19 protein-coding genes are annotated in these 24,497 nt (G+C 77.4%); 16 read left to right on the top strand and 3 right to left on the bottom strand.

Going from position 1 to position 24,497, the window contains the following annotated elements:
• Positions 1-30: 30 nt before the first annotated feature.
• The 3 genes from CFLA_RS03780 to CFLA_RS03770 are packed head-to-tail and all read right to left on the bottom strand — an operon-like array spanning position 31 to position 4,425.
• Entirely contained in the window at positions 31-3,111 is a 3,081-nt protein-coding gene (locus CFLA_RS03780) for a sacsin N-terminal ATP-binding-like domain-containing protein (RefSeq protein WP_013115993.1), read from the bottom strand.
• Positions 3,108-4,040 carry a DUF3027 domain-containing protein gene (locus tag CFLA_RS03775; RefSeq protein ID WP_013115992.1) on the bottom strand — a complete coding sequence of 311 codons (933 nt, stop codon included), beginning with the start codon at positions 4,038-4,040 and terminating at the stop codon, positions 3,108-3,110. The genes CFLA_RS03780 and CFLA_RS03775 overlap by 4 nt, the downstream gene beginning before the upstream one ends.
• A gap of 1 nt (position 4,041) precedes the next feature.
• Complete coding sequence (locus tag CFLA_RS03770; protein WP_013115991.1) at positions 4,042-4,425, bottom strand: cold-shock protein; 384 nt, start codon at positions 4,423-4,425, stop codon at positions 4,042-4,044.
• Positions 4,426-4,636: 211 nt separating this feature from the next.
• Between CFLA_RS03770 and CFLA_RS03765 the strand changes: the two genes are divergently transcribed.
• The 16 genes from CFLA_RS03765 to CFLA_RS18870 all read left to right on the top strand — a co-directional run bounded on the left by CFLA_RS03765 (position 4,637) and on the right by CFLA_RS18870 (position 24,450).
• Positions 4,637-6,286, top strand: coding sequence for a hypothetical protein (locus tag CFLA_RS03765; RefSeq protein WP_013115990.1), 1,650 nt, complete (start codon positions 4,637-4,639; stop codon positions 6,284-6,286).
• Positions 6,287-6,342: 56 nt separating this feature from the next.
• Positions 6,343-6,681: a TraR/DksA family transcriptional regulator gene (locus CFLA_RS03760; RefSeq protein ID WP_013115989.1), complete on the top strand. Its 339-nt coding sequence runs from the start codon at positions 6,343-6,345 to the stop codon at positions 6,679-6,681.
• Between the two features lie 297 nt (positions 6,682-6,978).
• Positions 6,979-8,244: a glycosyltransferase gene (locus CFLA_RS03755; protein ID WP_013115988.1), complete on the top strand. Its 1,266-nt coding sequence runs from the start codon at positions 6,979-6,981 to the stop codon at positions 8,242-8,244.
• Positions 8,241-9,968, top strand: coding sequence for a lipopolysaccharide biosynthesis protein (locus CFLA_RS03750; RefSeq protein ID WP_013115987.1), 1,728 nt, complete (start codon positions 8,241-8,243; stop codon positions 9,966-9,968). Before CFLA_RS03755 ends, CFLA_RS03750 begins: the two co-directional genes overlap by 4 nt.
• Entirely contained in the window at positions 9,965-10,873 is a 909-nt protein-coding gene (locus CFLA_RS20295) for an alpha/beta hydrolase family protein (RefSeq protein WP_013115986.1), read from the top strand. The genes CFLA_RS03750 and CFLA_RS20295 overlap by 4 nt, the downstream gene beginning before the upstream one ends.
• Entirely contained in the window at positions 10,866-12,161 is a 1,296-nt protein-coding gene (locus tag CFLA_RS03735) for an acyltransferase family protein (RefSeq protein ID WP_013115985.1), read from the top strand. The genes CFLA_RS20295 and CFLA_RS03735 overlap by 8 nt, the downstream gene beginning before the upstream one ends.
• Complete coding sequence (locus CFLA_RS03730) at positions 12,158-13,087, top strand: alpha/beta hydrolase (protein WP_013115984.1); 930 nt, start codon at positions 12,158-12,160, stop codon at positions 13,085-13,087. Before CFLA_RS03735 ends, CFLA_RS03730 begins: the two co-directional genes overlap by 4 nt.
• Positions 13,088-13,091: 4 nt before the next feature.
• Positions 13,092-14,051, top strand: a complete 960-nt coding sequence (locus CFLA_RS03725; RefSeq protein WP_013115983.1) for a glycosyltransferase family 2 protein — start codon at positions 13,092-13,094, stop codon at positions 14,049-14,051.
• A 38-nt stretch (positions 14,052-14,089) separates the two neighbouring features.
• Positions 14,090-15,187: a polysaccharide pyruvyl transferase family protein gene (locus CFLA_RS03720; protein ID WP_013115982.1), complete on the top strand. Its 1,098-nt coding sequence runs from the start codon at positions 14,090-14,092 to the stop codon at positions 15,185-15,187.
• Positions 15,188-15,285: 98 nt separating this feature from the next.
• Entirely contained in the window at positions 15,286-16,485 is a 1,200-nt protein-coding gene (locus tag CFLA_RS03715) for a glycoside hydrolase family 5 protein (protein WP_013115981.1), read from the top strand.
• The gene (locus tag CFLA_RS03710; RefSeq protein WP_013115980.1) at positions 16,482-18,014 is read left to right on the top strand and encodes a hypothetical protein; all 1,533 of its coding nucleotides are present in this window, start codon (positions 16,482-16,484) and stop codon (positions 18,012-18,014) included. The genes CFLA_RS03715 and CFLA_RS03710 overlap by 4 nt, the downstream gene beginning before the upstream one ends.
• Entirely contained in the window at positions 18,011-19,750 is a 1,740-nt protein-coding gene (locus CFLA_RS18875) for a hypothetical protein (RefSeq protein ID WP_013115979.1), read from the top strand. Before CFLA_RS03710 ends, CFLA_RS18875 begins: the two co-directional genes overlap by 4 nt.
• Before the next feature lie 38 nt (positions 19,751-19,788).
• Entirely contained in the window at positions 19,789-21,078 is a 1,290-nt protein-coding gene (locus CFLA_RS03695) for an LPS biosynthesis protein (RefSeq protein WP_013115978.1), read from the top strand.
• A 198-nt stretch (positions 21,079-21,276) separates the two neighbouring features.
• The gene (locus CFLA_RS03690) at positions 21,277-22,275 is read left to right on the top strand and encodes a glycosyltransferase (RefSeq protein ID WP_013115977.1); all 999 of its coding nucleotides are present in this window, start codon (positions 21,277-21,279) and stop codon (positions 22,273-22,275) included.
• Positions 22,272-23,426: a hypothetical protein gene (locus CFLA_RS03685; protein WP_013115976.1), complete on the top strand. Its 1,155-nt coding sequence runs from the start codon at positions 22,272-22,274 to the stop codon at positions 23,424-23,426. The genes CFLA_RS03690 and CFLA_RS03685 overlap by 4 nt, the downstream gene beginning before the upstream one ends.
• Positions 23,419-24,450, top strand: coding sequence for a glycosyltransferase family 4 protein (locus CFLA_RS18870; protein WP_013115975.1), 1,032 nt, complete (start codon positions 23,419-23,421; stop codon positions 24,448-24,450). The genes CFLA_RS03685 and CFLA_RS18870 overlap by 8 nt, the downstream gene beginning before the upstream one ends.
• Positions 24,451-24,497 lie beyond the last annotated feature (47 nt).

Genomic DNA, 24,497 nt, shown 5'->3' with positions numbered 1-24,497 from the left:
TTATCGGTAGTTGATCCCTCGATGGGGCATTCATCCCAGCACGACGTCGAGGGCCGCCTCACCATCGTCCGGGGACGCCAGTAGCGCCGCCACCGCACCGCGCACCGCCCAGCGCCCCGCCACCCACGCGAGACCCGCGGCCAGGCCCTCGACGTGCACGGCGTGCACCTCGCCCTCCCCGGTGACCCACCAGCCCACCGGCACGCCGGCGACCTCGAGGTCGTCGTGGTGCCACCACACGTCCGGCGCCCCGGGCAGCAGCGCCGCGACCGCCGCGGGCACGTCCTCCGGCTCCGCGTCACCGGTGAGGTCCGCGTCCACCTGCGACGACGCGAGCGGCAGGTCCAGCAGGTCCGCGACGCGAGCGGCGGCGTCCTCGGCGCTACCGGCGTCACCGGCGTGCCCGGCGTCACCGGCGCGCCCGGACGACGCGCCGACGGGCACCGGCACCACCGCCACCCCGTCGGCACCCGCGAGCTGCCACCACCGCGGGTCGTCCGCCACCACCGCGTCGTCGACGACGTGCGCGGCACCCGGCGCCGTCAGCGCCACCACCACGTCCGGCGGGTCGACGGGCCCGGCGCCGCACGCCCACGCGCGCCACACGTGCCCCGCGACGTCCAGCGGCACGGCCGCGCCGAGACCACCCAGACGGTCCAGCACCGCGGGCCACCCCGCCGCCGGCACGTCCGCGAGCGACCCCACCCCGCCGAGCGCGCGCAGCACCGGCTCGTCGAGCCCCGCCAGCACCTCGGGCACCGGCGGCACGAGCGCCGCCGGCAGCCCGGTGGCCCCCGGCAGCGCGAACACCTCCGGCAGCGGCAGGTCCGCGCGCGTGCGCAGCCACCACGCCGTGTACGACGGGCCGGGCGCCCCACCGCCCTCACCGCGCACCGGCGTCACCAGCGCGGCCCGCAGCGCCGGCGTCGCGGCCACGTGCGCGAGCAGCTCGGGCCAGTGCTCGTCGTCGACCGCGTCGAGGTCCGCGACCGCCGCGACGTCCCCGCAGTACACGCCCGCGCCCACGACGTCCGCGAGGTCGTCCACGTACTCGACCCAGCCGTCCAGCGACGATGCGGCCAGCGACGCGGCGTCGTCGCCGTCGTCCTGCGGCGCGACGCCCGCGACGACGTCCGGCACGGTCGTCACCACCAGGTCGTCCCGCACCCCCACCGCCGCCAGCGCGTCACGCCCCCAGCGCTCCACCAGGTCGGCGGCCACGGGCGCGAGCACACGGTCGTCGAGCAGGCGCGCCGCCGCCCCACCGGGCAGCACCAGACCGTGCGCGGGCGCCGCGTCGCCGTCCGCGGCGTCGAGCGTGAGCAGGCCGAGCCACGCGGCCGCGTCGGGCGGCACGGCCCCGGCCGCGCGCACGACGTCGAGCACGGCTGCCGTCACCTCGTCGGCGTGGTCGAGGTCGTCGTCGTCCGCCTGCCCCAGCACCGCCGCCCGCAGCGCCGGGTGCGCCAGCAGCGCGGCCGCGTCGACGCGCTGCGCGCCCAGCCGCGCCAGCAGCGGACGCGCCGCCGCCGGGTCCGCCACGCGCAGGCCCCACGTGCGCAGAGCGGTCAGCGTCCCCGGGGCCAGGCCCGCGACGTCGTCGTCCAGCAGCACGACGCCCCGCGGCCCGCGCACCACACGCCCGTCGACGAGCGGCACCGGCAGCGCCGCCAGGCCCTCGCGCGCGGTCGCGTCCTGCGCCGCGGCGTCCAGCGCGTCGTACAGGCCGGCCCAGTCGACGTCACCGGCCGTGGGCAGCTCGTCGACCACCTCGGCGAGGGTGCGCTCCTCCACACCCAGCGCGCGCAGGGCCGCCAGCCCGCCGGGCGGTACGCGCACGAGCCCCGCGACGACGCCCGCGAGCGCGACCGCCGCCGGCCCGTCGGGGAGGTCCCGCACGACCGTCGCGCGCAGCGGCGGGACGAGGTCCTCGCCCGGGGCCGCGGGCGTCAGGACGGGCGTGCGGGCCAGCGCGTCGAGCGCGGCCGCGCGCACGGCACCGTCGACGGCACCGGCCGGCAGGCCCGTCGGCACCAGGGGCGTCACGTCCCCGCCCGCGGCGGCCACCCGCCCCACGAGCTCGGCGTACGCGGCGCCCGCGTGGGCGAGCACCTCGTCCGTGAGGGGTCCGGGCGCGACGTGGCGGCGGGACGGGTCGAGCGGCAGCGTCGCGACGAGCACCGCGGGCAGCGAGCACGGCTCGTCGGTGGGGGTCGGGGCGTGGACGACGTGCGGGACGGGTGCGCGGGACGGGTCGCGCGGCAGCGCCCACGTGACCCGCCACGCGCGCGCGGTGCGCTCCTCGACGGGCCGGTCCGCGACGAGCGCGAGCGGCACCTCCCCCGTGGCCGTCAGGACGTCCCAGCGCGCGGCGACGTCCGCGAGGCGCCGCGGCGGGTCGCCCTCGACGTCGACCAGCACCTCCACCAGGCCCGGCAGCGCGAGCAGCAGCGCGTCGTCGACCGACCGCAGCAGCGTGCGGACCTCGTCGACGACGACCTCGTCGCGCAGCTCCAGGACGACGGCCGTGTCGTAGCCGGTGGGCGGGCGGCCCTCGGCCTGCCACGGCAGCCGCAGCGCGGGCAGCGAGCCGTCGCGGCGGCGCACCTCGTCCGCGAGCGCCGGGCGGCCCTGGGCGGCCTCCTGCGCGGCGGCCTCGTCGAGCACCTGGCGCGTGTCGGCCAGCGAGAACCGCACGGCCCCCGACGTCGAGCACACCGTGACCTCGTCGGCCACCGCGCGCACCGCGGCGAACCCCACGCCGAACCGCCCGACCGTGCCTGGCGCACCGTCACGCTTGGCCGACGCGCGCAGCGTCGCGAGCGAGCGCACGCCCGCGGCGTCCAGCGGCGCACCGGTGTTGGCGGCGACGAGCACGGCGGTGCCGTCGTCCGTCGTCGCCAGCCGCAGCAGCAGCCGGCCCGCGACGCCCGCGCGCACGGCCGCGTCCGCGGCGTTCTGCGCGAGCTCGACCAGCACGCGGTCGCGGTAGTAGCCGCGCGCGTGGTCCTCCTCGGTGTTGGCGTCCTCCCGCAGCCGCGCCGGGGAGGCCCGCCACGCCTCCAGCACCGCGCCACGCAGCGCGGCGGTGCCGAAGACGTCCGTGGTCACGACCCGTCGGTGGCGGGCTCGTCGGTGACGGCGGGCTCGTCCGCGACGGGCTCGGCGGGCTCGTCCGCGACGGGCTCGTCGGCAACCGGCTCGGCGGCGGCCTCGTCCGCGACAGGCTCGGCGGCGGCCTCGTCGAGGACCGGCTCGGCGACCGGCGCCTGCGCGACCTCGTCCGCCGGCGCGCCGCGCTCGACCACGTCGATCGCGAGCTCGTCGACGAGCGGGTCCGGGGCGGGCCACTCGCTGGGGCCCGGCTCGACGTCCGTCTCGGAGTGCGCACCGCACCCGTGGTCGAGGCTCACGACCTTGCCGTCGTCCGGCGACCACTCGTTGGCGCACACCGCGAAGAGCTGGCCCAGCGATCCCTGCAGCGGCACCAGGAACCCGCAGGACCAGCATGCGCCGGCCGACGCGACCGCACCGGCCGTCGACGGGCCGCGCGACCCGCGGTACCAGCGCTGCGCGGCCTCCTCGCGGCCCTGCGGCGAGAGCACGCGGACCCGCGCGAGGGCGAGCTCGTCGATCGCGACCTCGTCGACCTCGGGGTCGCCCGTGGGCGTGTACCCGGGCTCGAGACGCGGGTCGTCGGGGCGGAACGGCAGCACGTCGCCGGCGCCGATGTCTCCGGGGCGCAGCCGCTCGGACCACGGCACCCACGGCCGGGCGAGGATCGCGTCCTCACCCGGCAGCAGCTCGGCCTCGCAGACCGTCGCGGTGCGGCCACGCGGCACGCGCGCGACCGTGACGGTCCACGCCCAGCCGCGGTAGCCACGCGCGGTGCACGCGAAGCGGTGGGACACGAGCCGCTCGGACTCGCGCACGGCTCCCAGGTACTCACCGACGTCGTCGGGGACCTCCGCGATCTCGAGCGCGACCTCACGCGCGAGGTCGACCGCCCGCTCGAGCACGGCGTCCTTCACGGCGGCCACGTCAGGCCTCGAGCTTGTCGGCGACGGCCCGCAGCAGCGTGGCGTACTGGGTGGCGCGCTGACCCTCGGGGTAGCGGCCGCGGCGCAGGTCGTTGCCGACCTTGTCGAGCACCTTGATGAGGTCCTCGACGACCACGGCCATCTCGTCCGCCGGCGCCCGCTTGGCCTTGACCACGGACGGCACCGGGTCGAGGAACGTCACGGACAGCGCCTGCGGGCCACGACGCCCGTCGGCCACACCGAACTCGACCTTGGTGCCCGGCTTGGGCGCCGTGACGCCCGCGGGCAGCGCGGAGGCGTGCAGGAACACCTCGCCGCCCTCGTCGTCGGCGATGAACCCGAAGCCACGCTCGGTGTCGAACCACTTGACCTTGCCGGTGGGCACTTCCGCTCCTTCAGCGCCGGACACACCTGCGAGCACTCCCGCAGACGCCACCAGGCTACCGGCCCGCGTACGCCCATTCCCCGCACCCCCCACTCCCCCGCGAGACGTCGATCCAGCCCCACCACCCGGGCGGAGCAGTGCGGGGGCGATCCGGACGCGTCGCCACGATCCGCCCACTATCGTCACGGGCCTACCCGTGAGGAGCGTGGCGATGAGCGACCTGTTCGGTGGCTGGGTCCAGGAGTCCGACTACACCCAGTCCCAGCGGATCCGTGAGCTGACCGACGACCTGGGCAGCGTGCGCTCGTCCCTGCACCGTGCGAGCCAGACCGCGTCGGCGCTGCGCAACGACCTCGCGGCGCTGCGCGGGTCGCTCGACGCCCGCCTGACGCGGCTCAGCGAGGCGTTCACCGCGTTCGTCGAGCTCAGCTCGCTGCGGGACCAGCTCTCGCTGGTCGCCGGGCCGGCGCTGGTGCGGCAGGCCACGCGCGCCCGGCTGGTCACGCTCGGCACGGCACGCGCCGACGGGCCCGTGCTCGACGTCGCCGGCAGCCCCGCCTCCCCCGGCTACTGGCTCGCCGACGCGCTCGCCGCGCTCGGCACCGACGACACCGACGCGGCCGAGCGTGCCGCCGTCATCGACCGCCGCCGCACCGCGACGTTCCTCACGATCGCCGGGGCCGTCACCGGGCTGCCGGACCTCGTGCGGCGCTGGGCGCCCGACGCGCTGGGCGACCTCACGCCCACCGAGCCCGTGACGCGCGCGCAGCGTGCCCTGTGGCTCGCGGCGGCGCACGGCCTGCTCGGCGACGACGCCCGGGCCGTGCTGCTCGAGCGGCTGCGCGCCGCGGTCGCCGCACTGCCGTCCGCGACGGCCGACGAGACCGTCACCGCGTGGGGCGAGCAGGTGAAGGCGTCCGCGAGCCACGGCGGCACGGGCCCGCGGACGTCCGAGGCCGCGGCCCGCGCCCGTCGGTCCGCCGCGACCCTGCAGGCCCTGCGCGCGCTCGTCGAGACGCCCGCCGACCCCGGTGACGACGTTCCGGTGTTCGGCACGCCCGACGGCGAGACCGCTGCCGAGGACCGCGCCGCCGTGCGTACCGCGGCGCTCGACGAGCTCGCCGCGGTGCTGCGGGCGCTCGTCGACGAGGGCGCAGAGGAGGAGCGCGAGCTCATGACGCGCGTCGCCGAGCTCGAGGCCGTCGTCGCCGGCCGCGAGGCGCCCGGGGCCACCTGGCACGCCCCCGCGGGCGCGCTGCTCGACCTGCTGCGCGACGACGCCCTGACCCGCCGCGACCCCGCCGGCGTCCTCGCCCGCGAGGCCACCGCACCGTGGCTCCGGCGCGTCGCCGACGCGGCCCTGGCCGACGGCGACGTCCCCGTACCGACGCACGTCGACGCGCAGGCCCTGGGCCTGACGCTGCGGGCCCGGCCCGGCGAGGCCGTGGAGGGTCTGGGCGCGGCGCTGGAGAGGGCCCGCACGCCGCAGTACGTGCCCGCCGCGTGGGAGACGCCCCTGACCGTCGGGCTCGCGGTCGCCGCCGGCGTGCTGCTGCTCGCGGCGGTCGTCGACGGGTCCGACATGCAGTGGGTCTACGGCCTGGCCGCCGTCGCCGCCGGCATCGCCGCCGTCACGCGGTTCGTCCAGGGGCGGGGCAAGGCGGCGCAGGAGGCCACCCGCGCGACGCGTGCCGTGGAGTTCGTCGAGCGCGAGGCGAAGGCCCTGCAGGAGCGGACGACGCAGGCGGTGCAGGCCGTCGAGAGCGCGCGCAGCGACGCGCAGGAGGCCCACGCCCGCGTCGTCGCGGGCCTGGACGAGCCGTCGCCCACCACGCCGGACGCGGTCCTCACCGACGCGTGACCGCCGCGCAGGGCCCGCAAGCGGCGGTCAGCGCCGGCACCGTGTAGACCGGAGTGGTGGACGACGCACGCGCACGTGAGCTGCTGCTGGCCCTGCGCGCCGACACGCTCGGGCGGCTGACGGGCCTGGGTGACGCACGCCAGGACGTCGTCGACGCCGCGCGCGGGGCCAACGTCGACGACGAGCACGACCCCGAGGGCACGACCATCGCGTTCGAGCGCGCGCAGCTCGAGGCGCTCGGTGCCGCCGCGACCCGTCGGCTGGCCGAGATCGACGCCGCCCTGGCCCGCGTGGCCGCCGGCACGTACGGCCGGTGCGCCGTGGGCGGCGAGCCCCTCGACGACGCCCGCCTGGAGGCCCGACCGACCGCGACGACCTGCGTCGCCCACTCCTGACGCCCGCCGCCTCCGGCCACTGCCCACCCGCCGAACAAGACCTTGTGCCGCTGATGGGCGGTCGGTAGCGGCAGAAGGTCTTGTCAGGCGGCTGGCGGGGGCGGCGGGAGGAGACCCGCGCCGGACGCGTCCGGGATACGAGGAGTTCACACACAACGGGTTATTTCTCCGGTCATATCACCCTATGATCGTCCGGATCGACGACGGCGCCCGTCCCCCTCGCCGACCGTGCGGTACGTCCGCCGCGGCTCGCGGCCGGAGGCGTGGCGTCCTCACTCCACCGGCTGGGGGCACGGGATGGAGCAGTTCCGCACGACCACGGACGACGCGCGCGCCGCGTCGCCGGTGGACGCGCCCGCCGGCTCCCCCGACGCCACGGCACCCGTCGACGTCACGCGCCCGCCCCGGTCCGCCGCCGACCACACCGACGACCACGCCGGCGCGGCAGCGGCCATCACCCGTCCGGACGCACCCGGCCCCGCGCAGCGGCTACGCGTGCTGCACACGCTCAACCCGCCCGACGGCACCACGCGCTACGTCGACCAGATGCTCGGCGGCGCGGGCGGCGACGTCGACGCGCTGCCGTTCACCTGGACCACCGCGCTGCGCGGCGGGTACGACGTGCTGCACGTCCACTGGCCCGAGCTGCTCGTGCGGCACCCGCGTCCGCTGCGGCGGGCCGCCCGGCACGTCGCGCTGCACCTGCTGCTCGCGCTGCTGCGCGTGCGCCGCGTACCCGTCGTCCGGACCTTGCACAACACCGTGCCGCACGAGTCCGTCGGCCGCGCCGAGGCCCGCGCGCTCGCGGCCGTCGACGCCGCGACCCGCCTGTACGTGCTGCTCACCCCGGCCACGCGCGCACCCGGCGACGCCGCGAGCGTGCAGATCCCGCTGGGCCACTACCGCGACGCGTTCGCGCACCTGCCGCGCGTCGCCGCCACCCCCGGGCGGCTCGTCACCATCGGCCTGCTACGCCCCTACAAGGGCGTCGAGGAGCTGCTCGCGGCGTTCACCGCGCTGCCGGGCGACCACCTCAGCCTCACCGTCGCCGGCAAGCCGACGCCCGAGATCGCGCGCGTCGTCGAGGACGCCGTCGCACGCGACCCGCGCATCACCGCCGACCTGCGGTTCGTGCCCGACGCGACGTTCGTCGAGCACGTCACCGCCGCCGAGCTCGTCGTGCTGCCCTACCGGCAGATGACCAACTCCGGCGTGCTCGTCGCGGCCCTCTCGCTCGACCGGCCGTGCCTCGTGCCCGCCTCGCCCGCCAACGCCGCGCTCGCCGCCGAGGTCGGCGAGGGCTGGGTCCTGCAGTACGACGGCGAGTTCGACGCCGCCGTGCTCGCCGACGGCCTGCACCGGGCGGCCACCACGCCCCGCAGCGCACGCCCCGACCTGTCGGCGCGCGACTGGCGCGTGCTCGGGGCGGCGCACGACGACGCGTACCGGACGGCGGTCGCGCTCGCGCGGGGCGGCGCCCGCGTGAGCGGGACGCCCGCGCCCGGCACGCCCGCGCACGGGACGCCCGCGCCCGGCAGGCTCACGGTCGGCGGGCACGGATGACCGCCGACGAGAGGCTCGGCGTCTCCGCGTCCCGCGGGGCCGCCGTCACGCTCGTCGGGCAGGGGGCGCGCATCGCGCTCCTGCTCACCGGGGTCGTCGTGCTCGCGCGGCTGCTCTCACCGCGCGACTACGGGCTGCTCGCCATGGTCATGGCCGTCATCGGCGTGGCCGACCTGCTGCGCGACTTCGGCCTCGGCAGCGCCGCCGTGCAGGCACGCACCCTCAGCGTCGCGCAACGCAGCAACCTGCTGTGGCTGAGCACCGGCATCGGCGCCGCCCTCGGGCTGCTCGTGCTGGTCACGTCACCGCTGCTCGCCGCGTTCTACGACGAGCCGCGCCTGCAGCCCGTCGCGGCCGCCCTGTCCGTGACGTTCGTGCTCAACGGCGTCATGACGCAGTACAAGGCCGACCTGCAGCGTCGTCTGCGCTTCGCGTGGCTCACCGGCCTGGAGCTCGCCGGGCAGGCCGTCGGCATCGTCACGGCCGTCGCGCTCGCCGCCGGTGGTGCCGGGTACCACGCGCTCGTCGCCCAGCAGGTGGTGCAGCTCGCCGCGCAGCTCGTGGGGCTGCTGCTGGTGTGCCGGTGGCTGCCGCGGCGGTGGTCGCGCGAGGCGCCCGTACGGCCCTTCGTGTCGTTCGGCGCCCACCTCATGGGCGGGCAGGTGCTGGCCTACGCGAGCAACAACGTGGACTCCGTCGTCATCGGCTCCACGCTGGGGCCCGGGCCGCTCGGCGTGTACAACCGCGCGTTCCAGCTGCTCGTGCTGCCGCTGTACCAGCTCAACGCGCCCGTCACGCGTGTCGCGCTGCCCGTGCTGTCACGGCTCGTCGACGACCCCGTGCGGTACCGGCAGTTCCTGCTCACCGGGCAGACGGCGATGCTCAACCTCGTCAGCGCGGTCCTCGCCTTCGCCGCGGCGCAGGCACCGGCCGTCGTGCTCGTCGCGCTCGGCCCGCGCTGGTCGCAGACGGCCGGGCTGTTCCAGGTGCTGGCCGTCGCCGGGTTCTTCACGATGGCCGGCTACGCCTGCTACTGGGTGTACCTCTCGCGCGGCCTGACGCGCGAGCACCTGCGGCTGTCGCTCGTCACGCGGCCCGTCCAGATCGTGCTCGTCGTGGCGGGCGCGCAGTGGGGGCTGTACGGCATCGCGTGGGCGTACGCCCTGGCCACGGCCCTGCAGTGGCCGGCGAACCTGTGGTGGCTGCACCGCGTCACCGACGCGCCCGTGGGGCAGATCTGGCGCAACGGCGCGCGCACCGTCCTCGTCTACGGGTGGGCGCTGGTCGCGTCGGCCACCGCGACACGCTGGCTGCCGGCCGGCTCGACGTGGACGGCCCTGGCCGTCGGGGCCGTCGCGCTCGGCGCCGCGCTCGCGCTCGCCGCGCTCGTCGTGCCCGCCTACCGCCGCGACCTGCAGACCGTCGCCGCCCTGCGGCGCCAGCTCCGCGGCACCCCCACCGCGACCACCCCCGCCGCCGACCGGAACCCGGGTCACCTTCCGGCCCCCCGGACCGTGAGTGAGGTTCCGGTCGCCGCCGCCTCCCCCGCCGCCTCTCCCGCCGACCGGAACCCGGGTCACCTTCCGACCACCCGGACGAGTACCGACGTCCCGGTCGGCGGGGTGGGGGAGATCTCGGGCGGCGCGCTGAGCGCACCCGCCGCACGACCGTCCGCACGCGCGACGCGCCCCGCGCCGCGCCCGACCGACGAGGAGCCGCGATGACCGACCGCGCCGCCCCGTTCCCCAGCCGTCGCACGTTCCTCACCGGTGCCGCCGTCGCCGGCCTCGGCGCCGCCGGGCTGCTGCTGGGCACCCCGGCCGCGCGCGCGTCGTCGCTGCCGCGCCTGCCCGGCGAGATCAGCCGCCGCGCCGACCAGCGCACCGCCGCCGGCACCCGCTACGACGCCGTGCAGGTCGACATCGCCGGCGACCGCGCCTGGCTGACCATCCCGCAGGGCCTGCGGCTCGACGAGCCGATCGGCGTCACGTGGTTCTACCACGGGTCCGGGTCCGACCACTCGGCGCTGCTCGACGGCTTCGGGTACGAGTCGCGTCAGCTCGTCGACCGCGGGGTCGTGGGCATCTGCCAGGACGCGGGCGGCAACGGGTACGCCGGCCCGTACGCGATCGCCGCGCAGGAGGCCGGGTGGCGCTACGTGTCCTCGCTCGCGGACGTCGGCGCCAACTTCCTGCGCGCGACGTCCGGCGGGGGGGCGCTCGCCGCGGAGGTGCTCGGCGCCGGGCTCGTCCCCGACGTGGTCGGCCTGTACTTCGTCAACGCGATCTGGGACGTGCGCCGGTCGTACGACCTGGGCGGCCGCGCCGAGATCGGCCCCGCCTACGGGTACTCGACGGCCGCGATCGACCGCACCAACCCCGCCCGTCACCCGGCCTCGGCGTGGGCGGGCGACCGGATCCGCATCGTCCACACCACCGGCGTCGACCTCGTCACCCCACCGCAGATCCACGCGATCCCCTTCTACGAGCGGGCCCGCCAGCAGGGCGCCGACGTGACCGTCCGCACGCACGACCTCGGCCACACCACCCCGTCGTTCGTCGGCAACGAGGTGCCGATCTGGTTCACGCGCTGGTTCCGCGCCTGGCAGACGGACCGGGCCCGTGGCTGAGCGCACCGGCCGTCAGGGCTGGGTGGACCTGGCGAAGGGCGTCGCGATCGTCATGGTCGTGGCGTACCACGCGCTGCTGTTCCTCGCGTCCGCGGACGTGGGCGTCGCGCCGCTCGGACGCGCACGGCTCGCGCTCGAGCTGTACCCCATGCCGGCGTTCTTCCTGCTCGCCGGCGCCATGCAGCAGCGCCTGGTGACGAGCCCGTGGCCGCTGGTGTGGCAGCGCCGCGTGCTGCCGCTGGTCTACCTGCTCGTGGTGTGGACGCTCGTGCGGTTCGCGTTCTTCACGGCGGTGCCCACCGCGCGGGCGGACGGGCCGCTGTCCGGCCGGGACCCGGCCACGCTGCTGCTCGCGCTCGTCGCACCGTCGAGCGTCTACTGGTTCCTCTGGGCGCTGGCCCTGGTCACCGTCGTCACGTGGCTCACCCGGCGGCACCCCGTCGCGTCCGTCGTCGGGGCCGTGCTGGTCAGCGGGGCCGTGACGTCCGGACTCCTCGTCACCGGCGTGTTCGCGTGGGACCGGGCGCTGGCGTTCCTCGCGCCGTACGTCGTGGGCGTGCACGCCGGCCCGTGGGTGCTGCGCGCTGTCACCGCCATGAGGTGGCGGCACGTGGCCGCCGCGCTCGGCACCGCCGTGCTGCTGGCCGCCGCGATCGTCGTCGTGCCGCTCGCACGCAACGTGCCCGGCGCCGCGCTGCTGGGCGAGGCCGCGCTGCTCGCCGCGGCGTTCGGCGCCGCGCACCTCGTGGCCGACCGGGCGTGGACCCGGCCCCTGCGCGAGCTCGGCCGCCGCAGCCTGCCCGTGTACCTGGTCCACCTGTACCCCGTGACGCTTCTCGTGCTCGCGGTGCGCGAGGTGCCCGCGCTGCACGACATGCCCGCGCGCGGCGCGCCCCTCGTCGCGCTCGTCACCGCGCTCGCCCTGGGCGCGTCGATGCTGCTGGCGCGGGCACTGCCGACGAGCTGGCGGCTCCTCCAGCCGCCCGCCGCGCTGCTGCGCCCGCGCGGTGCGGACGCTGCGACCACCAGGGCCGCCGCCGACGGGGCGGGGCTGGATCGACGTCTCGCGAGGGCTGGGGCGGGGCCCGGGGCCGGGGCCGTCGCGTCGGCGGGGCTGGATCGACGTCTCGCGGGGGCCGGGGCGGGGGCCGGGGCCGGGGCGGGGGACGAGGCCGGGACCGGCGGGTCGGCGGGGCTGGATCGACGTCTCGCGGGGAGTCGGTCGGGGCCTGATGCCGGGGCCGGACCGCGCCCGTCGACGCCCGACACCCCACCGGAGGACCGATGACGCCCACCAGCGCCGACCCGCGCACGGCGGCCCGCCCCGTGGCCGCCCGCACCGCCGCCACCCTCGTCGCGCTGGCTGCCCTCGCCGCGTGCGCGGGCCCGCCCGACCCGGTCGTCGGCGTCGCGGCGCACGTGCGACCCGCGAGCATCGAGCGGGACGTCACGTACGCGACGCCCGACGGCACGCCCCTCACGCTCGACGCGTACCTGCCGCGGCACGGCGACGAGCCCGTCCCCGCGGTCGTGCTCGTGCACGGCGGTGCGTTCGTGGCGGGGAGCAAGGACACCGCGGGCGTCGTCGGCATGGCGCGGCGCCTGCAGGACCACGGCGTCGCGACGTTCGCCGTCTCCTACCGCCTCGCCCCGCAGCACACGTACCCCGCGGCGGTCGACGACGTCGCGGCGGCGGTCGCGTGGCTGCGCGACCCCGCGCAGGCCGCGACGTACGGCGTGGACCCCGAGCGCGTGGGCGTCGTCGGCACGTCCGCTGGCGCGACGCTCGCCCTCACGCTCGGTGCCCGGCCCGCGAGCGTCACCGGCGTGCGCGGCGTCGTCGCGCTGTCCGCCGCGACGCTGCTGACCGCCGAGGGCCTCACGCTCGGGGCGACCGAGCCGGCGGAGGTCCGCGCGACCCTCGACTACCTCGGCTGCCCCGCCGTCGACGAGTGCCCGGTCAGCGAGCAGGCGTCGCCCGCGCTGACCACCACGCCGGAGTCCAGCCCCGCGCTGCTCGTGCACGGCACGGCCGAGTCGATCCCGCTGCCGCACGCCGAGCGCATGGCCGCCGCGCTCACGGCCGCCGGCGTGGCGCACGACCTCGTGACCGTCGAGGGCGACGCGCACGGCGCACACCTGCTCGACGAGCACGTGTGGTCGCGCGTCCTGGAGTTCCTCGACACCCGCCTCGCCCCCGCCCCAGGAGCGTGACGCCGTGACCGACCTGACCATCGTCGTCCCCACCTACGAGGCCGCCGGCTGGCTCGCCGGCGCGCTGCGCGCCGTCCTCGCGCAGGACGTCGGCGACCTCGAGGTGATCGTCGTCGACGACGGCTCGCACGACGGCACCGCGGACCTGTGCCTCGCGATCGCCGCGCGCGACGCACGCGTACGGGTGGTGCCGCTGGAGAGCAACCAGGGGGTCTCGCACGCGCGGCAGGTCGCGGTCGAGCACGCGCGGGCGCCGTACGTGTGGTTCGTCGACGCGGACGACCTCGTCGCCCCCGAGGCCGCCGCGCGCATGCTCGCCGCCGCGCACCGCACGGGCGCCGACGTGGTCATGGCACGCTCCCGGTTCGTCTACCCGGACTCCACGACGCGGCCCGTCCCGTGCCCGACGCCCGGCCCGCGCCACGGCACCGACGTGCTGCGCACGCTGCTGCGCGGCGAGACCTCCGGGCACCTGTGGAACAAGCTGCTGCGGCGCGACCTGCTGCGCCCCGAGGACTTCGTGCGCGCCCGCGCCCACTCCGACCTCGCGCTCACCGCCGCCGCCCTCGGTCGCGCACGCACGGCCGTCGCGATCGACGCGCACGTCTACGACTACCGGCTGCGCGAGGGGTCGATCATCACGAGCCGACGCAGCCGCGCCGAGTCGCTGCGCGTCGTCGGGGACGCGGTGGCGCGCACCGCCGCGGCCCACGGCATCGGCCCCGGCGACCCCGACTACGACTACTTCCGCTGCCGGTTCATCACGCTGTCCGCCGTCAAGGACCTCGTCGACGCCTCCGCCGTGCCCGACGCGGACCGGCTGCGCGCGCTGCGCGACGAGATCGGCCCCCGCCAGCTGCGCGCCCTGGCCGCCCGGCGCGACACCCGCCGCCTCGCACTCGCCCTGACCGCCCGCTGCTCGCTGCCCGCCCACCGCGTGCTGCTCGCGCTGGCGGCCCGATGACCGCCCCGATGACCGCCCCGACCGGAAGGACCACACCCATGGACGTCCTCGTCTCCGCCGTCGGCCAGCACGACAACATCGGCGACACCGTGCTGCGGCGCGCGTACCTCGACGAGGTGCGGCCGCTGGGCCGGCTGCACGTCTTCGTCGGCGACAAGCCCGACGGGTACGTCGCGGGGCTGGGCCTGCACCCCACGGACGTCGTGCACCGCAGCCCCGGGTCGTGGCGCGCGAGCGTGCGCGACGGGCTGCTCGCCGGGTCGTTCTACGGGTTCGACTCCGGCGAGACCGAGGTCCGCCGGGCGTACGCGCGCCGGTACGCGCGGCTCGCGCCGCTGCTCGCGCTCAACCGCGCCCGCGGCGGGGCCGCCGTGCAGGCCGGCACGGGTGTGCGGGCCGACCACCGGTGGCGTGTGCCCATCGCGGCGGTGCTGCGGCTGTGCGACGTCGTGACGTGGCGCGACGCGTACAGCCGGGACCTCATGGGCGTCGGCGACGTCGCCCCGGACTGGGCGTTCGCGCTCGGCCCCGACGCGGGCACGCTGCGTGCGGGCACCGACCGGCCGCTGCTGGCCGTCTCCGTGCGCCAGGGCACGGGCGACGTGCGACGCGAGCCCCCCGACGCGTCGTGGGCGCGGCGCGTGCGCGCGCTCGCCGACGGCCTGGGCGTCACCCCCGTCGTCGTCACGCAGGTCGCCCGCGACGCGCCGCTCGGCGACCGGGTCGCGCACGACCTGCGCGCCGAGCACCTCACGTGGGACGGCCACGACCACGCCGCCCAGGAGGCCCGCCTGCGGAAGCTCTACCGGCGTTGCAGCCACGTGCTCAGCGACCGCCTGCACGTCGTCGTCGTGGCGGCCACCGAGGGCGCCGTGCCCGTGGGCCTGGCCACGCCGACCGCGTTGGGCGAGGCACCCGACAAGGTGGTCCGCACCCTGCGGGCCGCGGGCATCACCGGCACGTGCCTGCCGCACGACCTGCCCGACGTCGAGGGTGCCGTCGCGCGGCTCGCCCGGGTGGACCGCGACACCGTCGTCGACGCCGTCCTGGACTCCCGTGCGCGGCTCGTCGGGCTCGGCGAGCGCCTGCGCGCCGCCGGAGGGCAGTCGAGCGCGGCGTCCGGGACGGCCGCCTGACGCGCCGCCCGACCGGACCCACCGGCCGGCCCCCACCCACCCCGACCGACCGACCCCGCGACGACCGCCCGACGCCCCGCCTGACGAGGAGGACGCCCATGGCCGCACCCCGCCGCCCCCGCCACGCCGCAGCCACGCTCGCCGTGCTCACCGCGCTCGTCACGGCGCTGCTCGCTCCCGCGCCCGCCGTGGCGGCCACCGACCCGTCCGGCGGCAACACGCCCGCGACCGGCCGGCCCGCGTCGGGCGTCGAGCGCTGGGGCGACGGCTCCTACCTCAACGGGTTCTCCTACCTGCGGGGCGTCAACGTCTACAGCCTCGTGTTCGGCGGCGACCGCCCGGCGCACCAGGTCGGCGAGAGCCAGGCGAGCTGGGACTACCTCGCGAGCCGCGGCGTCAAGGTCGCCCGGCTGCCCGTCTCGTGGGTGCGGCTGCAGCCCGTGCCCGCGTCCGGGAACCTGCGCGCCGGGCTCGACGGGCCGGTCTCGCAGGCGTACCTCGACGTCGTCGAGGAGCAGGTGCGCCGGGCCGCGCGCGCCGGCATCCGCACCGTCGTCGGCCTGCACAACGCGTGCAGCTACCCGAACATCCAGGCACCCGGGTCGGTCGTCTGCGGGGACGGCGTCACGCGCGCCGACGTCGCGAAGGTGTGGACGGCGCTCGCCGGGCGGTTCGCGGGCGACGAGCGCGTCGTCGCGTTCGACCTGCTCAACGAGACCCACATCGACGTCGTGCCGGTCGCGCGCTACCGGCTCTTCACGCAGGCCGCCGCCGACGCCGTGCGGGCCACCGGTGCGCAGCAGACGCTGTGGGTGCAGCGCCTGCTCGGCGAGCGCGGGCGCCTCGACGTCATCGCCCCCGACGGGCCGTGGGTGGCCGACCCGCTGGGCAAGGTCATGTACTCCCAGCACTTCTACTCCTCGCCGATCGGCGCGGTGTTCGACCCGTTAGCCGGCAACCACGCCGTGCTCATGGACGTCGACCGGTTCGGCACGTGGTGCCGCAGGTGGAACGTGCGGTGCGCCGCCGGCGAGGTCGGGTGGCCCTCGGGCGGGCCGGGGGGTGTGCAGTCCGCCGCGTCGGCGCGCGGCTGGAACCTCGTCTTCGAGCAGTTCTACCGGCTCGCCGACCAGTACGGGCTCGACGTCACCTACTTCGCCGCGTCGTCCTCACAGACCACCGGGACGCTCCTGGCGTACGTGGCGAGCAGGCCCGGGTACCCGTCGCCCACCGGTCTGGACACCGCGCTGTCGCAGACCGAGGTCATCGAGCGGCACCTGTCCCGGAGGGCGCGGTGACCGGCACCTCGTCGCCCACCGCGGGGACCGCGCTGCGGGAGGGGCCGGACCGGCCGCCGCCCGGGTCCCGCGCGCCCCTGCCGCGGCTGCCACTGCCGAGGCGCACGCTGCCCGCGTACCTCACCGTGCCCGCGGGCGGGCTCGTGGTCGTCGTCGTCACGGCCGGCGCGCTGCTCGTGCCGGTCGCCGCGGTGGGTGCCGCCGGGCTCGCCGGGCTCGCCGCGCTGTTCTGGTGGCGCCCGCGCACCGGGCTGCTGCTCACGGTGGTCGCGGCGCTGCTGGTGACGCAGCTCGGCGCCCTGGCCGGCGCCGCGGGCGGCGCGCTCGACGAGGGCATGATCGTGGTCGGCGCGGCCGTCGTCACCGCGCGGCGGCTGCTCACCACCGGGACGCTCGTGCGGTTCCCCGGCACGTGGTGGTTCGTGGGGTTCGGCCTCGCGGGCGTCGCGTCGTCCCTGCTCCAGGACGTGCCGACGACCCTGTGGCTCGCCGGCGGCCTGCTGCTGCTCAAGGCCGTGCTCGTCGGCCACACCGCCGCGCAGCTCACGTGGGACGACACGCACCTCACGACGATCGTGCGCGCCGGCGTCGTCGTCGCCGTCGTGCTCGTCGTCACCGGCGTCCTCAACGTCGCGCTGCCCGGGCTCTGGACGGGCGTCGTCGCGCAGACGACACCCGAGATGCACGGGCCCGTCGCCGCCGTCGTGGGGCCGTTCCGCCAGCCCGCCGCGTACGGGCGCATCGCCGTGATCCTCGCCGCCGCGACGCTCACCTACCAGCTCGTCGTGCGGTCGACGCTGCGGGGGTACGTGCTCGCGCTCGCGCTGTCCGGGCTGGCGCTGCTGACGTTCCGCGTGAAGTCGTTCGTCGGGCTCGTGCTCGCCACCGCGGGCGTCGTGCTGCGCGCCGGGCGGCCCTGGGTGGTGCGGCTCGCGCTGGTCGCGCTGCCCGCCGTGCTGCTCGCCGCGGGGCCCACCGCGTGGCGGTACGTGGTCGAGGACCTCGAGCTGTACTACGGCAGCGGCGAGTCCGCGCGCGCCCTGCTCACCGCCGGCGGGCTCACGCTCGCGGCCGAGCACCTGCCGCTGGGCGCCGGCCTGGGCCGCTACGGCAGCGCGACGGCCGCCGAGCACTACAGCCCCGAGTACGTGGCCCTCGGCTTCGAGCACGTCTGGGGGCTGGGGCGCGCCGAGGGGTGGGGCGCGTACCTGCTGGACACGCAGTGGCCCGCGCTGCTCGGCGAGACCGGGTGGCTCGGCACCGTCTGCTACGCCGCGGGGCTGCTGTGCGCGCTCGCGGTGCTGCTGCGGCGGGTGCCGGCCGAGACGCCGCTGACGCGCTGGCTGCGGATCAGCGGCGTGTGCTGCCTGGTGCTCGTGCTGCTCGACTCGGTGGGCGCCGCGGCGTTCTCGTCGCCGCCGTCGTACGCGCTGCTGTACCTCGCACCCGGGATCGTGGCGGGCATGCGGGCACAGGCGCGCGGGCAGGCCGGCACCCCGGCGCGCACCCCGGCGGAGGTGGCGACGTGAGCACGGCCCGTCCCGGTGCGAGCACCGCGGCGAGCGCCGACGCAGCCGGCGCCGTGCCGCGCCGTGCGGTGCTCGCCGGCCTCGGCGCCGCCGGCACCGCGCTGCTCGCCGCGTGCACGCGCACCCCGGGGCCCACGTCGGCCGTCCCGGAGCCCGCCCCCACCCCGACGCCCGGCGAGCCACCCGGCCGCGTCGCCACCGACCTGGCCGGCGACGGCGTCACCGACGACGGGCCCGCACTCCAGCGCCACCTCGACGCCGGCGGGCACGTCGTGCTGCCCGGCCCCGGCCGCTACCTCGTGGACACCCCGCTGTTCCTCGACGGCGCCGACCCGCACGCGCGCGTCGTGCTCGACCTCGCCGGCGGCACCCTCGTCGCCGGGGACCACCTGCCCACCAGCGACGTCTTCCACCCCGACCGCGGCACGCGGTGGCTGCTGTGGCCCAACACCCTGCGCAGCGCGTGGGACCCGGCCGCCGGCACCGTCGAGGTCACCGTCGCCACCCGCGCCACGGGCGGGCGCGTCGGCGCGCTGCAGGCCCTCGCGGTCCGCGACGGCACGTTCGACGGTCGCGGCACGACCGCGGGGCTCGTGCTCGCCCACCGCACGGGCACCGAGCTCACCAACGTCACCATGGTCGGTGCGCGCGCCCTGGTGACGTGGGCCGACTACTCCGACGCGACGCGCCTGACCGGCTGCCACGCGCGGCACGGCGAGGGCGAGCGGCACGACGGCGCGCTCGTGGAGCAGGTCGCGCCCGGCGACGGGCTCGTGCTCAGCGGCTGCAAGGCCGACGCGGGCCTGTTCACCGCCCGGCTGCGGCGCTGCCGCGGCGCGGTGGTCGACGCCAACGTCACCGGCCGCCTCGAGCTCGACCGCTGCACCGGCGTCCTCGTGCAGGGCGGGCACCAGGAGTGCAGCATCGGCGACCACACGGCCGTCGTGGTGCGGCGCTCGCAGGTGACGTTCCGGCAGACCGCGTTCTACTGCGCGCGCGACGGGCGCACACCGGCGGTCCTCGTCGACGACGACCCGGCCGGGCCCGACGCGTCGCAGGTGCGGCTCGAGGCGTGCGTCGAGGTGCACCTGCACGACGCGCGCGACGCCGACACGGCGCACGGGCCGCTGCTGCACGTCGCGTCCGCGCACGACCTCACCGAGGTGCGGGCCGACGACGTGCGCGCGGTGACCGTCGACACCGCCGACCCCGGCACGTGGGTCGCCACCGCCGGGCCCCGGCTCACCGGCACCGGGCCCGTCGGCGCGGCCGTCCAGGACGTCGCGCTGCTCGCGCGCGGGTTCGCCGTGAGCCGCCGGACCGGCGCGTGGTGCGCCGAGGCGACCTCGGCCCCGGCCGTGCCGGGTGCGCCCGCGGCGCCCGCGCTCGACGCCGAGCCCGCACCGGGCCGCGACGGGCGCGGTGGGCTGCGCGCACGGCGCGAGCACACGTACTGGGCGGCGGTCCGCGCAGCCGACGGCAGCACGTCGCCCGTCGTGCGCGCGGGCGCGCGCAGCACCGCGACGGGCGCCGTGCGTCTGGGCGTCACGCTGCCCACCGCACCCGCCGCGCTGCTGCTGTGGCGCGGTGAGGGCGGGCGGCCCACGCGCCACACCACCCTGCCGTGCGCGGTGCGCCGCGTGCGACTGCTCGACGCGGGCGACCACGTCGAGGGCGTCGCCTGGGCCGCCGGCACCGGCCCCACCGACCCGACCTCGCTGCCCACCGGCTCATGAGCACGACCGCGACCCGCCCGGGTCCGAGAGGAGACACCATGCACCTGGACGTCGCGCTGCGGACGCTGCGCCGCCACGGTCCGTGGGGCGCGCTGGTCGTCGTGCTGGCGCTCGCCACGGGGTTCGCCGTGCTGCGGCTCGTGCCCCCCACGTGGACCGCCGAGACGCGCGTGCTCTACGGGGTCGCGGGCCTGACGGGCGTCGACCAGGGGCTGCCCGCCGGCACCCTGGCCGCCGCGCGCGCCGCGCAGGACGCCGAGCTCGTGGGCACGCCCGCCGTGCTGCAGCCGGTGATGGCCGAGCTCGACCTGCGGGGCGTCACCGTCGAGGAGCTGGGCAGGGCCGTGCAGGCCGAGGCGTCGGGCACGTTCCTCGACGTCTCGGTGGGGCTCGCCGACCCCGAGGCGGCCGCGCGCGTCGCGCAGACCGTCGTCGCGCAGCTCGCGCTGCGGGCCACGGACGACCAGCTCGCGCCCGCCGCCCCCGACGCGCCCGTCGTCACGCTCGACCTGGCCGTCGTGCAGCCCGCCGTGGCGCCCGAGCGCCCGAGCTCGCCGGACCCGCTGCTGACCCTGGCGGGCGCGCTGCTGGTGGGCCTGTTCCTCGCCGCGCTGCTGCTCACGTGGCGCGCGCGCACCGACACGGTGGTCGACGACGAGCACGACCTCGCGGCCGCGACGCCGGCACCGGTGCTCGCGCACGTCGCGCTCCCCGCGGGCCGCCGGCTCGCGGACGCGGTGACGCAGCCGCCCGGGGACGTCGCCGCCCTGCGCACGGCGCTGCTGGCGCGCACCGGCCCGCGCGCGCACACGGCCGTGGCGGTGGTGACCTGCGACCCACCCTCGCTCGACGTGGCCGCGGCGCTCGCGCGGGCCTACGCCGGCACGGGCCGCGACACGCTGCTCGTCGACGGTGACCTCGCCGCCCCGCGGCTGGCCGCTGCGCTGGGCCTGCCGGGCCCCGGGCTCGCGGAGGTGCTGACGGGCACGGTGTCCGTGGTCGAGGCTGCGCAGCCCACGAGCGTGCCCGCGCTGCGGGTGCTGGGTGCGGGTGAGCCCGAGGGCGACCGCACGGACCTCGTCGCGTCGCGCGCCGCCGAGAAGGCGTGGGACGACGTGCGCACGAGCGCCGAGGTCGTCGTCGTGGCGACCGGCCGCGCGGACGTGGCGGCGGCGGTGCTCGCGGCGGCGTGCGACGAGGTGGTGCTGCTGGTCGCCCCGGGCCGTACGCACCGCGACGAGGTCGCCGCTGCCGTGCACGCGCTGCACGTCGCCGGGACGGCGGTCGGGGGCGTCGCGTGGGTGACGGGAGGGAGGTCGGGCCGCTGACCAGGGCCGTCACCGGGCTCGGTTACAAAAGCATTAACAGCAGTAGAAATCGACACTGACTCATAGCACCGCGCGTGCCGGATATGTGAGCATCGTCCCCAGGGGGCACCGCTCGATGGCGCGTGAGGGCCTGATCGCAGCACCGCGGAACGACTGCGGACGTCGATCGTCAGCACGTACGTCGAGGGGGAGCACGACATGACCGCAACCGCCGTCCTGCCGTCCACGCACACGGAACCCACCGGGGGCAAGGCGCTGCTCATCGCCTCCACCGGCGGGCACCTCAACGAGCTCGTGCGGCTCGTGCCCACCTTCGAGCCCGACCCCGACTCGCTGTGGGTCACGTTCCGCACACCGCAGAGCGAGACGCTGCTGGCCGGTCGCCGCGTGCACTACCTGCCGTACATCGGCCCGCGGGACCTGCGCGGCACGCTGCGCGCCGTGCCGCAGGTGCACGACCTCGTGCGGCGCGAGCGCTTCGACCTCGCCGTCAGCACCGGTGCCGCCATCGCCGTCAGCGCCCTGCCCGTGACCGCCGCCGCCGGGGTCCCCAGCACCTACATCGAGTCCGTCTGCCGCATCGTCGGCCCCTCCGTCACCGGGCGGATCCTGTCCTGCGTGCCGCGCGTCGCACTGCGCACCCAGCACGAGCGGTGGGCCGACGGACGCTGGCGCACCCACCCCAGCGTGCTCGACGAGTTCCGCTCCGTGCCCCGCGAGCGCCCCCGCGGCGGTGGCCGGCTGTTCGTCACGCTCGGCACGATCCGCGGCTACCGCTTCGACTCCGTCGTCGACGCCGTGCTCGCCTCCGGCCTGGCCGACGAGCGCACCGTGTGGCAGCTCGGCGCCACCACGCGCGACGACCTGCCCGGCACCGTCACCACCCACCTGCCGCCCGACGAGTTCGCGCGCTGCGCGGTCGAGGCCGACGTCGTCGTCGCCCACGGCGGCGCCGGCACCCTGCTCGACCTGCTCGCCCTCGGCGTGTACCCCGTGCAGGCCGTGCGCCGCGCCGGGCGCGGCGAGCACGTCGACGACCACCAGGTGCAGATCGCCGAGCTCGTCCGGCACCGCGACCTCGGCATCGCCGTCGACGGCCCGGAGGTCACGCGCGACGTGCTCGAGCGTGCCGCCACCCGGCGCATCGTGCCCGTGCGCACACCCCCGCTCCCCCAGCAGCAGCGGAGGCGCGCGTGAGCGCCCGCCGCGACGTCTTCGCGGTCGCGCGCGGCCAGTACGAGAACGTCGGCGACGTGCTGCTGCGCCGCCCCCTGCTGCGGTGGGCACGCGAGAGCGGCGCCCGCCTGCACGTGTACGTGGGGCACTCCCCCGCCGGGTACGACGAGGGACTTGCGCTCGAGCGCGGCGACGTCACCTACCGCTCCTTCGCGCGCTGGTACGCCGCGCTCGTGCGCTCCGCCTGGGCCAGGCGTGCGTCGTCCGTCTTCAAGCCCGGGGAGATCCAGCTGACGCTCGTCGGCACCAAGGAGCACCTCGTCATGCTGCCCGCCGTCGCGCTCGTGCGGGCCCGCGGCGGCGCCGTGCTGCGCATCGGCACCGGCGCCCGGTCCTTCGCGCGCCTGCCCGCGCTGCTCGTACGGCCGTCGGTGCGCCTGACGACCATGACGCGCTGGCGCGACGAGGCCACCGCCGCCTACCTGGGCGGCGGGCCCGCGATGCCCGACCTCGGGTTCGCCGAGGGCGCCGACGACGCCACGCTGCGCGCCGCCCGGGACGACGCCGCCGCGCGCGACGTGCTCGTGGTGTCCTTCCGCGCCGACGCCGAGGTCGCACCACGGCCCTACCCGACGCCCGCCGTGCTCGACGCGATCCGCCGCTACGCCGCGCAGGAGGGCCTGCAGACCTGGGTCGTCACCCAGGTCTCCGTCGACGACGAGCGCACGCACCGCGTCGCCGCCGACCTCGGCGCCCACGTGCTCGGGTGGGCGCACGCCACCGGGCACGACGTGCAGGAGGCCCGGCTGCGCGCGCTGTACCGGCGGGCACGCGTCGTGCTCAGCGACCGCCTGCACGTCGTCGTCGCCGGGCTCACCGAGGGCGCCGCACCCGTGTCGCTGCAGCTCGACGGGTCCGACAAGGCCGCGCGGCACCTGTCCGGCATCGGCGTGCCCGACGTGACGGTCGACGCGAGCGGGCTCGACGCCGACACCGTCCTCGCACGCGTCACGGCCGCCGCGCAGCACCGCACCACCGCGATCGACGCGCTGCTCGCCGCGCGGGCCGAGCTCGCCGACGTCCGCCGCGACGTCGTGCGGCTGCTCGGCGGGCGCGCGACGCCCGCGCCGGGCGCGACCACGACCCCCAGGGAAGGAGCCCACGTTGGCTAGACGCACCGTCGTCCACCACGTCGGCCGCAGCGGGGACGTCCCCGGCGGCATGACCCAGGTCGTCAACGCGTACCTCGACTGGCCGTTCGAGCGCTGCGACGTCGAGGTCGTCGAGTCCCGCGGCGACCCCGGCGACCACGTCGCCGGCGCCCGCGGCCTCGTGCGCGCGCTCGCCGCCGTGCGGCGCCTCGCCGCCGCACCCGGCCCGCACGTCATGGTCGTGCACCTGTCCGAGCGCGGCAGCTTCCTGCGCGAGGGCGCCGTGCTCCGGTACGCGCGCCGCCGCGGCCTGCCCGTCGTCGCGCACCTGCACGGCGCCGACTTCGCGGCCTTCGCCACCGCGCACCCCCGCCTCGTGCGCGGCGTGCTGCGCGCCGCCGACCGCGTCGTCACCCTCTCGCACGAGACCACGCGGATCGTCGAGCGGTTCGTCGACCCCGCACGCGTGCACCTCGTGCCCAACGCCGTACCGTCCGGCGTCCCCGTGCCCAAGCGGCGCACCGTCGTGTTCGGCGGCGCCGTCGGGTACCGCAAGGGCGTCGACGTGCTGCAGCGGGCGTGGCGGATCGCCGGCCCGCCGCCCGGGTGGCAGCTCCTCGTCGCCGGGCCCGTCCAGGACCCCGCCGTCGTCGACGCGACCACGCCGCAGACGCGGTTCGTCGGTCCGCTCGACCACGACGACCTGCTCGCGCTGCTCGACGCCGCGGCCGTCGCCGTGCTGCCCTCGCGCGACGAGGGACTGCCGATGTTCGTGCTGGAGGCGATGGCCCGCGACGCGTGCGTCGTCGCCACCGACGTCGGCGGTATCGGCCCCGTGCTCGACGGCGGCTGCGGGGTCGTCGTCCCACCCGGTGACGTCGGCGCGCTGGCCGCCGCGCTGCAACGCCTGACCACCGACGACGCCGAGCGCGACGCGATCGTGCAGCGCGCCCGCGAGCGCTTCACCACCACGTACGCCGCACCCGCGGTCTACCCACGGGTCGAGGACCTGTGGCTGTCCGCCCGCGAGGGTGCCCACGCCTGACGACCACCCTGCCGGCGGGTCGGGCCGGCACCGAGCGGACGGGGACG

The sequence above is a fragment of the Cellulomonas flavigena DSM 20109 genome (assembly GCF_000092865.1).
Taxonomy (GTDB): domain Bacteria; phylum Actinomycetota; class Actinomycetes; order Actinomycetales; family Cellulomonadaceae; genus Cellulomonas; species Cellulomonas flavigena.
Note: the sequence above shows the minus strand (reverse complement) of the source record. Positions and strands in the feature narration are given on the sequence as shown.

Excerpts from the sequence above, each read along its gene's own strand:
- CFLA_RS03765 (WP_013115990.1), top strand. The coding sequence starts at position 4,637 with ATGAGCGACCTGTTCGGTGGCTGGGTCCAGGAGTCCGACTACACCCAG.
- CFLA_RS03755 (WP_013115988.1), top strand. The coding sequence starts at position 6,979 with ATGGAGCAGTTCCGCACGACCACGGACGACGCGCGCGCCGCGTCGCCG.
- CFLA_RS03750 (WP_013115987.1), top strand. The coding sequence starts at position 8,241 with ATGACCGCCGACGAGAGGCTCGGCGTCTCCGCGTCCCGCGGGGCCGCC.
- CFLA_RS20295 (WP_013115986.1), top strand. The coding sequence starts at position 9,965 with ATGACCGACCGCGCCGCCCCGTTCCCCAGCCGTCGCACGTTCCTCACC.
- CFLA_RS03730 (WP_013115984.1), top strand. The coding sequence starts at position 12,158 with ATGACGCCCACCAGCGCCGACCCGCGCACGGCGGCCCGCCCCGTGGCC.
- CFLA_RS03720 (WP_013115982.1), top strand. The coding sequence starts at position 14,090 with ATGGACGTCCTCGTCTCCGCCGTCGGCCAGCACGACAACATCGGCGAC.
- CFLA_RS03715 (WP_013115981.1), top strand. The coding sequence starts at position 15,286 with ATGGCCGCACCCCGCCGCCCCCGCCACGCCGCAGCCACGCTCGCCGTG.
- CFLA_RS03695 (WP_013115978.1), top strand. The coding sequence starts at position 19,789 with ATGCACCTGGACGTCGCGCTGCGGACGCTGCGCCGCCACGGTCCGTGG.
- CFLA_RS03690 (WP_013115977.1), top strand. The coding sequence starts at position 21,277 with ATGACCGCAACCGCCGTCCTGCCGTCCACGCACACGGAACCCACCGGG.